This is a genomic window from Deltaproteobacteria bacterium (assembly GCA_029860075.1).
Taxonomy (GTDB): Bacteria; Desulfobacterota; JADFVX01; order JADFVX01; family JADFVX01; genus JAOUBX01.
In genome coordinates this window covers 59,185-73,630 of record JAOUBX010000014.1, presented here as the reverse complement: position 1 = coordinate 73,630, position 14,446 = coordinate 59,185, and the positions used below count along the sequence as shown (strand labels likewise).

Here is a 14,446-nt window from a genome sequence, read left to right as displayed (position 1 = left end):
TATGCCATAATAATTTTACTTTTCTTTTGCTGGATTTATGCCCCTTGAGGGTACAAAGAAAAGTAACAAAAGAAAGGCCGCCCTAAAACCTGGTCCCGCCAAGGCGGGACTCCCCTCCTTCCACCGTTGCCTTGGTTGGGCACAAAAACTCGCTTCCCTCAGACAGTTTGTGCCCTTCATCCTCAGTCAACGGCTACACTCGGCTGCCTTTTAACGGGAAAGAAAATCAAGCCCTTTTAGGGCTCAAGCAAGGCCACGTCCTTTGGTGTGGATTCTTTACTAATTAAATCAAATGTTTCATCATAAAGAGGCGCCATTTTTTCCCACTTGTAATTCTCTGCAAATCCAGCCACATTTTGCCGGCGGACGTGAGCAATATTTTTGATTAACCATTCAAGGCCTGTGACCAGATGGTTAAAATCGTCATAGAAAAAGTCACTATGGCGCTTTTGGGGAATATGCTCAGGGTAGGCGAGGCGCTTCGGCAGGAGGGGATAACTGTTACAATAGATTCCCTCGATGACGCTCCCGCCGAAAAAATCCTGATTTGATGTGACGGGCATAATGTCTGACTTCCATAACCAACTTGCATATTCTTCAAAGCTTTTGGCATAGCCATACTGGACAACCCTTCTGCCGAGTCTCTCTTTAGCCGCTTTAAACTCACCGGGCCTTTTTCTGAAATTTTCGCCAACAATCGCCAACTGAAAATCGACTCCATTGTCAGCAAGAAGATAAAGGGCATTGAAAAAGCCGATGGGGTTTTTATCATATTCCCATCTGTGGTTCCAGAGAATGAGAGGCGTTTTTTCGTTACCGGAGTCCTTCCTTATTCTGTAGCGATCGAGAGATGACAGGTCGAGGCCGAGATGGAGGACCGAGCTTTTTTTTCTGATTTCTTCAACGGTTTCGAGTTCATTATAGTCGGGAAAGTGTTTTAGAAAAGGGACCAGTTCCGAGAGAAAACTTTCTTTGTGGTAGTCTGAGTTGAAGAGGACCGTATTTGCCGCGAGAGCTGAACTGTAATTAATAAAACCGTAGTGCCTGTCCCGTTTGTGGATGATATCCCGGTCATGGGGAGACCAGGGATAGGTAAGCTGGTTTTCATGAAAGTAGAGGGCCAGCGGCACATGATTTGTTCGCTTTCTTGTGAGACTTAAAAAAGTCGTTACGTCGAGCATGTCTGTTGCCAGGATGAGGTCGGGTTTGCAGTCTCCCTCCATGAACTTTTTTGCCAGTGTAACGGCGCCGCCATGCATGCGCCATTTCCAGTAGCGGCCCTGGAGTCCTAAAATCTCGACTTTGTGGGCGCTGAACTTTTGATAGCCTTTGGCCCAGGTTGCGTGGGAACCTGTCAAGTAGGGTTCGATTATGAGGATATTAAGCATATTTTGTCACGGCTTTTCTGAAATGATGAAATGTTGCCTCTGAAGTTAATGTTTGTAATTTTAATAGACAAATGTACTTTTGTTAGCGGGCAAAGAAAAGTATGCTAAACCTCTTAAAGCCTCTTTTTTTTGAAATGAGTGCCTCCCTGCCTGCTCAGCTCATCCTAACACGTTTTTCTTTTTGGTTAAAGTGAGAGACCTATTAACGTGTATGTTTGTGCTTTCTTGACAGCAATTAACAGGGTGCTATACTGTTAGAGAATATAAAGAATGTTACCCTTTAGTTATGGGAAAACTATGTTTCTGAAAAAGGCACGCCATTTTATTTTATTTGCACTCCTCCTTCTTCCTGCAATTGCTTTATCTTCCCAAAGCCATATTAACCTTATTAAGGTTGATAGTATTATTAATCCCATTGTTGCCGAGTTTATCTCAAGATCTATCGAGGCTTCGGAAAAAGACGGCGCTCTGGCGCTTGTCATCGAACTTGATACACCGGGAGGTCTTGATCTTGCCATGCGTTCCATAGTGAAGGATATCCTCAATTCGCCGGTGCCTGTTATCGTCTATGTTCACCCCGGTGGCGCAAGGGCCGCTTCTGCGGGGGTGATGATAACCATGGCTGCCCATGTGGCGGCCATGTCGCCTGCAACCAATATCGGCGCCGCTCATCCCGTTAATCTTGGCGTTGGCGGAGAGAAGGCGGATGAAACAATGATGAAAAAAATAGAAAATGACGCCGCCGCTTATGCAAGGGGGATAGCGGAAAAAAAAGGGAGAAATGCCAGGTGGGCTGAAAAGGCTGTTCGGGAAAGTGTCTCTATTACGGCTGATAAGGCAAAGGAACTGAAAGTTATCGATATTGTTGCTCCCACATTGGATGCATTAATTGAAGAAATCGAAAGGAAGGAAGTTCTCCTGGCCGATGAAAAGAAAGTGACGCTGGCCTTAAAAGATGCAGAGCGAAAATATCTGGAAATGGATTTTCGCCAGAAAATTCTGAGTACCATAAGTGATCCCAATATTGCCTATATTCTGATGATGGTTGGTTTTCTCGGCCTTTATCTTGAACTATCCAATCCGGGCCTTATTTTTCCCGGAGTCGTCGGAGGTGTTTCTCTTATTCTTGCCTTTGTTGCTTTTCAAACCCTCCCCGTTAACTATGCAGGCGTACTTCTTGTTGTTCTCGGTATTGTGCTTCTTTTTCTTGAACTCATGGTTATCAGTTATGGTTTGCTTACGATGGGAGGAATCGGCGCCATTCTTCTGGGCTCCCTCATGCTTTTTGAAAGGTCGGCCCCTTTTCTCAGGGTCTCCTACGTTGTTATCTTTTCAACGGTAGCAGCGCTTTCAGTGATCTTTATCTTTGTTATTACCATGGCCGTAAAAACCTTCTCCAGGCATGTAGCGACGGGTCTTGAGAGTTTGATAGGGCTTGTGGGTGAGGCAAGAACCGTTATAGACAAGCGGGGAAAGGTCTTTGTTCATGGTGAACTCTGGGAAGCAAAGAGTGATGAAATCATAGAAAAAGGGGAAAAAGTCGAGGTTAAGGAAATAAAGGGGATGCTGCTTTCAGTAAAAAAAGCTGAAGAGTAAAATAATATCAGGGGATATCCAGGTGACTGACTGCATCGATGTTTTGACCGAGAAAGTCTTTTCCAAGCTTTAAAAAACGATCAGGCGTGTCGGTAACGAAGTAGTTTCTTTCTACGGTTCCAATTTCTTCCTTCTCTCCCCTCTTTTTGAGGAGCGCCTTTAATTCGCAGGCGGCTTCTTCGCCGGAATCAACGAGGACCACGTCATGGCCCATTACTTTTCTGATGGTTTCCTTGAATAGCGGGTAATGAGTGCATCCCAGGATAAGGGTATCAATGTCGCTCTCTTTAAAGGTTTGAAGATAGCGTGTTGCTGTCATGAGGGCAATGTCGTTATCTGTCCAGCCTTCTTCCGCCAAGGGGACAAAAAGGGGGCATGATGAACTGATAATGGATATGCCGGCCTTAATTTCTTTCAGGTTTTTTTCATAGGCCCCACTCCTGATCGTTCCTTCCGTGCCGATAATTCCTATTTTCCCGGCAGGCGAGGAGCGGGCTGCTTTCCTTGCGGCGGGACCGATCATATCGATGACGGGGAGATTGAAAACCTCTTTAAGCTTTGGAAGGGCGACTGCTGATGCCGTATTACAGGCAACGACAAGGGCTTTAACTTTTTGGCTGTTGAGAAATTTGCTTATTTCAAGGGAATACTGTGTTACGGCTCCGGCAGATTTGGTGCCGTAAGGCACCCTTGCCGTATCACCTACATAAATTGTATTTTCATGGGGAAGGGCGGCAATGATACTGTGAAGAACGGTGAGGCCGCCTATACCCGAATCGAATATGCCTATGGATCTTTTTGTATTCATCGTCGTGGTTTTAATTTAGGGGATTAAATATGGCTTGTCAAACCAAATATAAATATATCCTAAAATATTGCCGGAAGAAGCTTTAGGCTTGAATATCTGAAATCCATACCCTATACTAGGTTTCTATTAATTTATTAAAGGGGTAATTAAATGAAATTTTTGTCGATTCCAATGCTTGTTTTTAGTCTTTTCTTTTTTCCAACAGGGGGTTTTTCTTTTGAGGGGCCTCCGGGCTGCAGTATGGACTGTTCCTCCTGCCATTCTCTTACGCCGAAAGAGGCGGAAGATATGCTTAAACTCGAGAATGTCAAAATATCCGAATCGCCTGCCAAGGGGATATGGCAAATTGACGGTTTAATGAACGGAAAGTCTGTTCGTGTCCATCTGGACTACGCCAAAAAGCATGTTCTCCTTATTCAAAATTTCATTCCTGTTGAAAATATAGGAAAACAGCCGGAAATGAGAAAGATCGATCTCAAGGATGTGCCTCTTACGGGAACGATGCTCATGGGCAACAAGAAGGCAAAGAACAAGTTTATCGTCTTCGATGATCCCGATTGTCCTTACTGCCGCAAGCTTCATGGTGAAATCAAGAAGCTTATAAAGGAAAGGAATGATGTCGCTTTTTATATCAAGCTCTTCCCGCTTCCAATGCACCCCGAAGCCTATGAAAAGTCTAAAACCGTTCTTTGTGAAAACTCACTGAAAATGCTCGATGAGGCCTTCGAAGGAAAGTCCCTTCCCAAGGCAAAGTGCGATACGAAAGAGGTTGACAATAATATAGAGACGGCAAAGAAGCTCGGCATTAGTGGTACTCCCGCAATCATCCTGCCTGACGGCCGTCTTGTTCCCGGTTTTGTAACGGGTGATGTTCTCATGGAGATGATGGAATCTCCTGAGAAAAAATAGTTGTACCCATTAGCCTGGAAAGGGCAGTTGGATCTTGGCTTCCAGGTTTAACTGTCTGTCGGCAAAATTTTTTATAGGGGGCTGCCGTGAAAGATCTTGACGCATTGTTAAGAAAAATTGACGGCAGAGGCTATAAGGCATACAAAGAGATAGAGGGTGTCTACAGCTTCGGTTCCTATACCCTTTCCATTGACCATGTACAGGGGGACCCCTTTGCGGCCCCCTCCCGCGTCAGCATTAAAGTTCCTTCCCAAATATCTAAATTCCCAAAAGAACTCTGGTCTTCACCGATAAGGAAAAAGGCCCTTCAGGATTATATCGGACGGGCTGCCCTCCGTGCCGTCAGGGAGTTTGTCAGGGGAGGAAGGGGGACGGGGAAAAGCGGGCAGGTCGATATTGCGTCGGGCAACCAGCAGGTGCTGATACGAAATGCCGTTAATCTTTCCCCTGCCGGTGTGGAGGCCAGAATTACCATTGGTCTGCCTGCTGATGGCAGGAGGATTCTCGGGAAAGAGGCACAAAAGGTCTTTTTTCACGAACTTCCCCTTGTTGTCGACAGGGGGCTTGTTTTTTCAAATCTCGATCCCCGTCATATGGCATGCCATGTTGAGTCTGTCGAGGATCAGCATTTTTTAAGAAACTGGCTAAGGGAAAATAAGCTCATTGCCTTTGTTGGCGAAGGCTCTATTTTGCCAAGGAGGAGCGGTATCGATGACAGTCCCCTTGCAGAGGGAGCCCTCCCCTTTAAACCGCCTGAAAGTTTATTGAAAAAAGTAAAGCTGCCGAACAGGGGAGAAATAGGGGGGATGGCCATCCCCCGGGGGGTAACGCTTATTGTGGGTGGTGGTTTTCATGGCAAGTCAACGTTGCTTCATGCTCTGGAGAGGGGGGTTTATGACCATATTCCCGGTGACGGAAGGGAACTTGTCGTTACGGAAGAAACCGCTGTAAAGGTACGGGCCGAAGATGGACGGGTAATATGGGGAGTCGATATCAGTCCCTTTATTGACAATCTTCCTTTCGGCCGGAATACGACCGGTTTTACAACGGATAATGCCAGCGGCTCTACTTCTCAGGCGGCCAATATTATGGAAGCCCTTGAAGGTGGGACAGGGCTGTTGCTCATCGATGAAGATACGTCGGCTACTAATTTTATGATCAGGGATGAGCGGATGCAGGCTCTTGTTTCACCTGACAGGGAACCTATTACACCTTTTATACAGCGGGTGCGCGAGCTTTATGAATGTTGCGGCCTGTCGACGGTTATCGTCATGGGAGGCTCCGGTGATTATTTCGAGGTGAGTGATCACGTTATCATGATGGATACCTACGCGCCCCTTGATGTGACTGAAAAGGCTCACTCTCTCGCACCGGAAAGGTTGAATGTAAGCCCTGCTCCTGCGTTGACGCCTGTCGAGAGCATGAATAAACGAAAACCGCCCCTTGAAAGGCTTAGCGCCAGGCGGGGAAAAAAAGAGGTAAAAATCGACACGCCGGAAATGAGTACTCTCCTCTTTGGTGAACACCGCATCGACCTTTCATCGGTGGAGCAACTCGTTCATATTGACCAGACAAGGACCATCGGATTAATGATCCTATATTATGCAAAAAAATATGCTTCCTCGTCACCGGGACTGGTGGAAGGGTTAAAGCTTACCTTAAAAGATGTGGAAGAGAAAGGGCTCGATATTCTTTCCCCCTGGAAGGTGGGGACCCTGGCGCTGCCGAGGCTTCATGAAATTGCGGCGGCTGTCAACAGGATAAGGGCTGATGCATGAACATGGGGTTTGCCCTGATAATTAAATAAAACTGATGAAAAACGGCTCCTGTAAAAGTATGAATGCCATTGCCGGCGTATGTGAGGAATCTTATAGGTATTTCAATACTATTCTGGAAAAAGATTTCTCCCTCCCCTCGAAATGACAAGAAGTGTATTTTAAAAGATGCTTACATTCCCTTCTATTGCGGAACAGTTAATTGAAGAAAGGGTAAAAAATCTTCTCGGTCTCAAAAAAGAAGACCCTCTCAGTGCGAGAGAATTTAAAAAACTTGCGCTCAAGGTTAAGGAGCTTTCCGACTATTTTACTAAAAGACAGGATGCCCGGCCTGATGATTACCTGAGAGACAGTTTACTCATGGCCGCGTACATGGCCTATTTTGTCCCTGCAAACCTACTAAAAATAGAGATACCGCTTGTTGAACTTTTTTTGCATCCCCGGCTAAAAGCCCGTACTGAAGAGATATCGCTTCTCGACCTTGGTTCCGGTCCGGGCACGGCCTCTGCCGGGTTTATCAATTTTTTCTTTCAACATCTTGCTGTGAAAGGGGAGATTAAAGGTGTTTCAATCAAAGTGGCAGACAGGGTAAAGGAAAATCTCCATGAGGCTCAAGTGTTCCTTAAAGAACTCTGGAGGAGATATGAATCTTTCTATTCAGAAGAAGGGCATTTTAACTTTAGTCTGACTGCGGTAAAAGTGGATCTTCATCAGATGGCGCCCGACAGTCCGGGTATGAGGAAGTATGACCTTGTTGTCATGTCCAATTCGCTTGTCGAGACAGGAGAGGGTGATGGCAGGATTGACTGCCGAATGACAATGATTGAAAATATAGCAGAAAGATATCTGAAAAAAGAGGGCGCTCTTCTTATCATAGAGCCGGCCCTCAGAGATGCTTCCAGGGACCTGCTAAGGATGAGGGACGAAATAATAAAAAAGGGAGAACTCACTCTCTATTCACCCTGCCTGGACTCCGGACCCTGCCTGGCCCTGGAGAATAAAAAAGACTGGTGCCATGAGGTTTATGGCTGGCAGCCTCCCAAAATTGTTGAAGAGATAGATAAAAGGACGGCCTTTGAAAAATCAAGTCTCAAATTCTCCTGCCTTGTCATCAGGAAAGACGGCCTTTCACTGAGGGACCTTTTCCGTGACGGGAAGGATGAAACATTCAGAGTGGTTAGTGATCTTCTGGTCATGAAGGGGGAAAAGAGAGTTTTTCTCTGCGGCCATAGGGGGCGCATACAGCTTGGCAGATTAAACCGTGATAAATCGGAAAAAAATGGCCATTTTGATGACCTGAGGCGCGGAGATATTGTTCAGATAAAAGGGGTTTATGCGAAAGGCAGCCTGTTGAGAATAGGCAGGGAGAGCTGCTTTAAAATACTGTCTTTTAAGGACTAAATTACTTTACTCTCTTTTGCCGGATTCCTATATCTGAATCTCTGCCGGGTGAATTCCCCCCTTTGTGGGCATAAGGTGGGAAGGTTGACTTGGCGCTCATACCCCGCTGCTTGCGGCGGGGTGTTTAGTAATTTGTAAACAAAAGTTCTCTTTACCTTAAAATTCTGTTATATAGTTATTAATAAGTTGATTTCCTGATGAATCCATCCTTACAGTTTTCTGCGTTAAGGGGAATGTTTTTGTGGCGGTGAATATGAAAGGCACTTACTGGATTACCAGTACCATTGGAATCATTATATTTGTCATGGCGGCAGTTATCCTGACAAAAAATATGATCAACCAGTCTATTGAAGAGAGTCTGGGCAGATCCTATCAACCGGTTCTTAAGGATATTTCCCGTATTTACGATAAATATGGTGATAAATTTGGCCTGTCGTCAAAAGAATTTGTTCTTGAAATAGGAGAAATAAGTAAATCTTCAGGCGCTGACTGGATAAAGATTTACCGGCTTGATGGAACAAGACTGTTTCCCGCGGAGGGCAAGGAGGAAACCGCCCCTGTGAGCAGAAACAAGCATTTTCGTCTTGCTGCTGCCGGCGCCGGTTCGGGCCATCTGCTTTCTTTTCCCTCTCCCTTTCTTTTTTCCGGCACAAAGGTGGAAGTCAATCATTTTTCTCTCTTCATGCCTATCCGAAGCCCAGGGGACGGCTCTGTTAGTGGTGTGCTGGAAGCTGGCCGGGATGTTACTTATCTTGTAACCATGATTAGCAGGAGAGTGATACAGGTTCTTGCTTTTTTGATCGCCCTCCTTCTGTTCTTACATCTCCTGATTTTTTTCATTATCAAAAGTCATGACAGTTCAAATGAAAAAAATAAACTTCAATCAAGAAAGTATGGATTCAGTTTTTTCAAATATTACGATGGTTTGACCCGCCTTCCCAATCGGATCATGTTTATGGAGAACCTCTTAAAAGTAATTAGCGCTGAAAGGGAGGGTGAAAAGTTACTGGGAGTTATGTATGTGGGGATAGACAGGCTTAAAATGATTAACAACAGTCTCGGTCATGATGCAGGAAATAGGGTCATTCTTGAAATTGTAAAGCGTCTGAGGGAGTGCACCCGTGGGAGAGATAGCCTTTCGAGGATGAGTGGTGATGAATTTGCTATTATATGTGAAGGCGCTTTGACGGTGCAGAACATGGAGATGCTTGCCGAAAGAATCATGAAAAACGTTCGAAAACCTGTCAGGTACGAGGAAAGGGAACTTGTTGTTACCTCCAGCGCCGGTTTTGCCCTTTTTACGGAAGAAATCGACAATGCCGAAAGACTGGTGGAAAATGCAAATATTGCAATGAGAAATACCAAGAGGCTGGGGGGAAACAGGTTTGAATTCTATTCAGGAACCATGAGTCCTCTCACATCAGAGCAACTGGAACTTCAAATCGGCCTTTGGAATGCTGTAGAGGAAAAGGAATTTGTAATATTTTATCAGCCGAAAGTGAACACCCTTACGGGAGAAGTCATCGGCATGGAAGCCTTGCTCAGATGGAACCACCCTAAAATGGGGCTTATTCCCCCTTCAAGGTTTATCCCGCTTCTTGAAGAGACGGGGCTTATGGTGCCTGTTGGAGACTGGATGATTTTTGAGGCCTGTTACCAGACAAAAAAATGGCATGATGAAGGGTATGGTAATTTAAGAGTTTCCGTTAATCTTTCCATGTGTCAGTTTATTTCCAACAGTCTTGTCGATAATATAAAAAAAACATTGGAAATCAGCGGATTGCAGCCTTCGTTACTGGAGATCGAGTTGACGGAGAGCCTCCTTGCAGATGATGTGGACAGGGCGGTAGCATCACTCAAGGAACTCAAAGCGCTGGGTGTTAAACTCGCTCTCGATGATTTTGGAACAGGGTACTCCTCTCTCAGCCATCTTACCCGTTTCCCTATAGATATTCTTAAGGTGGACAGGGCATTTATTAAAGATGTGACTGTCAGCAGCGAGAGCGCCACCCTGACGACTGCTATTGTTGCGCTTGCAAAAAGCCTTCATCTGGAAATTGTTGCCGAAGGTGTGGAAACATTGGATCATTTTAACTTTGTAAAAGATTTGGGTTGTGAAGAAATACAGGGTTATTTTTTCAGCGGGCCTGTCCCTTCGGAGGGCTTTAAAATGACCTTGAAAAGCATTGAAGGGCAGGCTATGGCAATGCTTTGAAAACCTTGCGACTTCAGGGAAGATAAAAAAGTCCGAACCTTAAGCGGCCCTCCGGCATATGCTTCCTTCTTATGCCGGGATAGTCCTGATCCATGCTCGGCGCTGGCCGGGATTCTCAAATTTCCCGTTGAAGAGATTATTCTGTCCGGCAGGCAGGTTTTAGATGGGCCTGATTTTGAAACTGATGATTCCCCAGATAAAACCGAGGAGCGGGAAAATAAGTGTGTAGAGGTCAATATGACGAAAGTAAAACTTTTTTGTCAGTGAAATCCTTTTGGCCGGCACACCGATCTCAGGCGGGATTATGCGGGGCAACCAGCCGTATTCCTTGCTTTTTACGGGAACCTTGTTCCAGGTAATATTCCCTTTTCTTGCAATATCGACGAGGAGAAGCAGGGTTCCTTTCTTTACTTCTTTTATGTTTTCCCCCTCAAGAGAAGGGGTGTTTTTTATATGAGTCTTCTGTTCGATGACCTCAACGAGAAGATATTGAGATTGATGGATGACCTTATTTAAATGGCTGTTGATATTTAGCGGTAACATTTTGTGCAGAGGCAAGAGAGAAAAGAGCATATAAAAGAGAATGAAAAGCGCTGATGCGCCGTAGCAGCCTTTTAGAAAATGCAATAGGGGCAGGGGGAGCCTTTTTCTCCTCAGCAGTAAAAACAGGATAGACGAGATTGCAATGGTAAAAAAACAGGTAATTAGGATTAATAAGAAGGGATGCTCATACAGCCCGGCGGGATTGAGCGCTGCATAGGCGATAGGCTCATGATCCATAAGAAAATAACGAATATATTTTATATAAACCATGTATGAGGCGGATATTGTCAGTAAGAGGTAGAGCAGCAGTTCAAATTTTTGCCTTTTTGCCACGGGAAGGAGGTTTTTGATTTTGATGTCCGCTATCAGGCTGGAATGAGATTGCCAGTCACAACTGTAGATTCTGATCTTTCCCCTTTTCCCCTTTGCCTCAAAGCTCTTAAGACGTTTGAATTTGCCCGCCTTCTCTTTCAGCATTTCGTAAGCGCTGTGTGAAAGTAGAATTTCACTGCCTCCGGCTTGACTCTCTATTCTGGCGGCAACGTTGACAACGTTTCCGTAAACGTCATTTTTTTCAACGATCGCACTTCCCGTATGAATGCCTATTCTTATTTTCAGCGTGAAGGTATCATCGCTTTGCCGTTCTTTCTCAAGGATCTGCTGCATGGCGATGGCCGCTTCCACTGCTTTTTTCGGCTTTTTGAAGGAGGCCATAATAGCGTCTCCTATGGTCTTGATAATGGTTCCCCTGAATTTCTTAATGACAGGAAATAGAAGACGATTATGGCGGTCTACCATTAACCTCCCTTCAATGTCACCGCTTTTATCCCAATATTGAGTGGAGCCTTCAATGTCGGTAAAAAGAATGGTTATCTCTTTGCGGGAGGACCTGATATGTGATGAAATGCTCTTTTTCGATTTTTTTTCTAATTGTTCAGGCATCTTTATAAATTTCCGGGCTCTTCACAGTCATTTGGAAAAAAAGTTTATAAGTCCACTACGCTTGAAGGCTATCATATGGCATCACTATTTACAAGCGGCCGGCAAAGGATATATTTAGCTGCAAAAGGGCCGCAATATCTGCCGCGACAATTAGCGCATATTGTGCTATAAACATAGTATGGTTTCATCAATCAAAATGAGAGAAGAAAAGATCGGGCTTCTTTAGTCAGGCTGTCGTCCCCATTTGTGGGGATACTTTATTCAAGGGGTGGAATGAAAAAAATCAAATTTACCCGGTACTGTCCCTTTGGGAAATTGTAGGAACTGTCATTTCGGGTGAGAGAGAAACCGTTAGGATCTCTCACTGCATTCAGGACAAGGGTTGCTCCTCGTGCCTCTCGGAAACCTCCGGACAGAGTTCTCCGATCAGATATCTCCGAGTCGAAATGACAATTCCTTTGCGCCATTCCAGGCAGAAATAGCTGATAAAAATTTCTGATCGGGCAAGAGGGAATTTTACTGATTATCGAGAAATTGATTTAAAATTTGTTTATTAATGTGGTGGAGCCCTAATGAAAAAGGTAAAGTTGATTTTTTTAGTTGTCTTAACTCATTTGATTCTCTCTGCCTGTGCAAGCACAACCAAAGAAGGCATTCCCTTCACATTGCTGGAAGATAAAAAGTCGAGAGAGGCGATCACTTTTTATCGTGATTTTATGGCTGCGGCAACCATTAGCAGCCTTGAAAATATCCGTCAGGGTAAACCTGGTGATGCGGTCAGGCTGCAACATTACATGATTGACAAAACCATTGTGGAAATTTCCTCTAATCTTGAGGGCTATTCTGAAAAGGAGAGAAAGATTGCCGCACGCATTTTAGACAATATTCATGACCATTATGTTAAGCATCCACGCAGTAAAAGTAAGTGGTACAAGGCGCTTGATGATGAAAAAAAGCGTTTTTATGAGTCCGTCGATGCGGGCCTGGCTGATGCGCTGCTTAAAGTTGGCGCTCAACTTCCCGGTGGAAAGCCTGAGGAAGATGATCATATGATTCCTGTCCTTATTTTCAGAAGTTATATGGCCGGCGTGGCTGTGGAATTGATCGAAAATTTTTACAAGGCTCATGAGAATGAACTTTTAAAGGACCTTGAATATGTTCTCGATTATCTTGTTAACGAGGTAAGGCTCCATGCCAGAAAGAGAAGGCGGGACCTAAAGGATGAAGGGTTCAGGAGCCTTGCTTTCGGTATTTTGACTAAAATAGCCGCTTATCGTCAGAAATATCCCAGGGATTTTGATAAATGGTATCTTGCCTTGCCCCTGTGGGAGCGCAAAGATTGTGAGAAGCTTGATAATTTACTTAAGATAGCCTCTTCTTCCCATCAAATCTATACATGGGATTTCCTGCTGAATTTAGAGAAAATATAAAACATTCTCCACTATAAAAAAAGCTGACAGAACCCGGTTGATTTGTTTTTGGGGATTGTAAAGCTGATTGGAAGATGAGGATTGCCTGCAGTGTGTCTTTTTTGCCCGCCATGTGAAAAAAATACAAGATTATAAGCTTAGGACAGCCTCGCGTCAGGCCTCCCATACTTGAGAATGAGCTTCACTTCTTTCAGGCGTGTCCTTAAGGGGACGGTAAAGTAGTATGGAGACTCCATTAATACAGCAACTATCTCTTTCAGGCTCATGGTTTACCTCCTTATCGGCAGATTTACCGGTAAAACCCTGCTTTCTAGTCTAAAAGAGATGCAAAAAACTTGCCAAAACCATCTTTAAGTGACGGATCTATCCTTTTTCCTCCTTGCCTTGATCCCTTTGTGAAACTCTGAAGCCCAATTTATCGCTTTGAAGGCGTACCGGCTGTCTTGGATTTGATATAATGTCATGGCAGTATCCGTTATCCCTTACCGGGACAGTAATGTCTCAAAGGATATGCCCTTTGACAACTTCGGCAATATTAACAGCACCTGCATCGCCCCCGGCCTCACCTGTGGCAGAAAAATCTCTTTCCAGGAAGAGCTGTTTCATTTTTTAGTTTCGCCCTGATGACGAAGGTAAAGCCTGCGCCGGTTTTTTTATACAAATAATTTCGCTTATTTTTTATTGATACAGTTTTTTTTCAAGGTCGGAAGCGCTTGCCGAGAGGGCGCGTTTTAGTCTCATACAGGATTCACACTTGCCGCACATTCTGTCACCATCTTCATAGCAACTCCAGATTTTTTCCAGGGGAGCGCCTATCTCGATCCCCAATTGTACGATACCTGCCTTGTCAAAACCGAGAGTGGGGCTTACCACTTCAATATCTTTTAACGTAGAAAAGTGGAGAGAGTCATTGATGGCCCCGATAAACCGGGGAGAGTTATCGGGAAATGTTTCCGCTTCTTCCGCATTAAAACCGGTTACCAGGAGTTCTGCGCCCATGGATTCACAAAAGGCGGCGGCAATATTAATGAAGATGCCGTTACGATTGGGAACCCATACTGCCTGAGCTGACTCATGCGCTTTGCCGGTTGCATTGTCCAGTTCGCTTTCCCTCAGTTGAGGCACATTTTTTTCCCTGTCCACGAGCGAGGTATTGGTAATGTCTCTCAGCCAGGGAAGGCTGATTGCCTGATGGTTGACTGAAAACTGCCGACAGATTCTTTTTGCAGCTTCAATCTCCTTTTCTGCGGATCTTTGTCCGTAGTTGAAGCTAATAGCAAGAATAACATGGGTTTCATCGCAGACTTTTTTAAAGGCAACCGTCGAGTCGAGACCGCCGGAAAGAAGAACGATAGATTTACGCAGACTTTTGTGAACCATTATCCTGAGACCTCCTTCTTAATGACGCGCATCATAGAAATTATTACACATATTGCCGG

11 protein-coding genes are annotated in these 14,446 nt (G+C 44.8%); 6 read left to right on the top strand and 5 right to left on the bottom strand.

All coding sequences use genetic code 11. The features are described from left to right. Positions 1 to 236: 236 nt before the first annotated feature. Positions 237 to 1,388: a DUF3524 domain-containing protein gene (locus tag OEV42_06580; GenBank protein ID MDH3973929.1), complete on the bottom strand. Its 1,152-nt coding sequence runs from the start codon at positions 1,386 to 1,388 to the stop codon at positions 237 to 239. Between the two features lie 297 nt (positions 1,389 to 1,685). Between OEV42_06580 and OEV42_06575 the strand changes: the two genes are divergently transcribed. After that, complete coding sequence (locus OEV42_06575; protein ID MDH3973928.1) at positions 1,686 to 2,984, top strand: nodulation protein NfeD; 1,299 nt, start codon at positions 1,686 to 1,688, stop codon at positions 2,982 to 2,984. A gap of 7 nt (positions 2,985 to 2,991) precedes the next feature. On the opposite strand, the gene murI is transcribed toward OEV42_06575, so the two are convergent. Then, on the bottom strand, positions 2,992 to 3,792 hold the full coding sequence (murI, locus tag OEV42_06570; protein MDH3973927.1) for a glutamate racemase: 801 nt from the start codon (positions 3,790 to 3,792) through the stop codon (positions 2,992 to 2,994). 150 nt (positions 3,793 to 3,942) lie between these two features. On the opposite strand from murI, the gene OEV42_06565 reads away from it, so the two are divergent. The 4 genes from OEV42_06565 (at position 3,943) to OEV42_06550 (ending at position 10,092) form a co-directional block, all read left to right on the top strand. Next, a complete protein-coding gene (locus tag OEV42_06565) occupies positions 3,943 to 4,701 on the top strand; it encodes a DsbC family protein (GenBank protein MDH3973926.1) in 759 nt (252 codons plus the stop codon). An 86-nt stretch (positions 4,702 to 4,787) separates the two neighbouring features. Then, a complete protein-coding gene (locus OEV42_06560; protein ID MDH3973925.1) occupies positions 4,788 to 6,479 on the top strand; it encodes an ABC-ATPase domain-containing protein in 1,692 nt (563 codons plus the stop codon). Between the two features lie 165 nt (positions 6,480 to 6,644). Beyond that, entirely contained in the window at positions 6,645 to 7,877 is a 1,233-nt protein-coding gene (locus OEV42_06555) for a hypothetical protein (GenBank protein MDH3973924.1), read from the top strand. A gap of 253 nt (positions 7,878 to 8,130) precedes the next feature. After that, entirely contained in the window at positions 8,131 to 10,092 is a 1,962-nt protein-coding gene (locus OEV42_06550; protein MDH3973923.1) for an EAL domain-containing protein, read from the top strand. Positions 10,093 to 10,251: 159 nt separating this feature from the next. On the opposite strand, the gene OEV42_06545 is transcribed toward OEV42_06550, so the two are convergent. Continuing rightward, on the bottom strand, positions 10,252 to 11,577 hold the full coding sequence (locus OEV42_06545) for an adenylate/guanylate cyclase domain-containing protein (GenBank protein MDH3973922.1): 1,326 nt from the start codon (positions 11,575 to 11,577) through the stop codon (positions 10,252 to 10,254). 572 nt (positions 11,578 to 12,149) lie between these two features. Here OEV42_06545 and OEV42_06540 point away from each other — a divergent pair. Continuing rightward, complete coding sequence (locus OEV42_06540) at positions 12,150 to 13,007, top strand: hypothetical protein (protein MDH3973921.1); 858 nt, start codon at positions 12,150 to 12,152, stop codon at positions 13,005 to 13,007. A 137-nt stretch (positions 13,008 to 13,144) separates the two neighbouring features. Here OEV42_06540 and OEV42_06535 read toward each other — a convergent pair whose 3' ends face one another. Further along, positions 13,145 to 13,273, bottom strand: a complete 129-nt coding sequence (locus OEV42_06535; protein ID MDH3973920.1) for a hypothetical protein — start codon at positions 13,271 to 13,273, stop codon at positions 13,145 to 13,147. A 412-nt stretch (positions 13,274 to 13,685) separates the two neighbouring features. Continuing rightward, positions 13,686 to 14,387, bottom strand: a complete 702-nt coding sequence (gene queC / locus OEV42_06530) for a 7-cyano-7-deazaguanine synthase QueC (GenBank protein MDH3973919.1) — start codon at positions 14,385 to 14,387, stop codon at positions 13,686 to 13,688. Between the last annotated feature and the right edge of the window lie 59 nt (positions 14,388 to 14,446).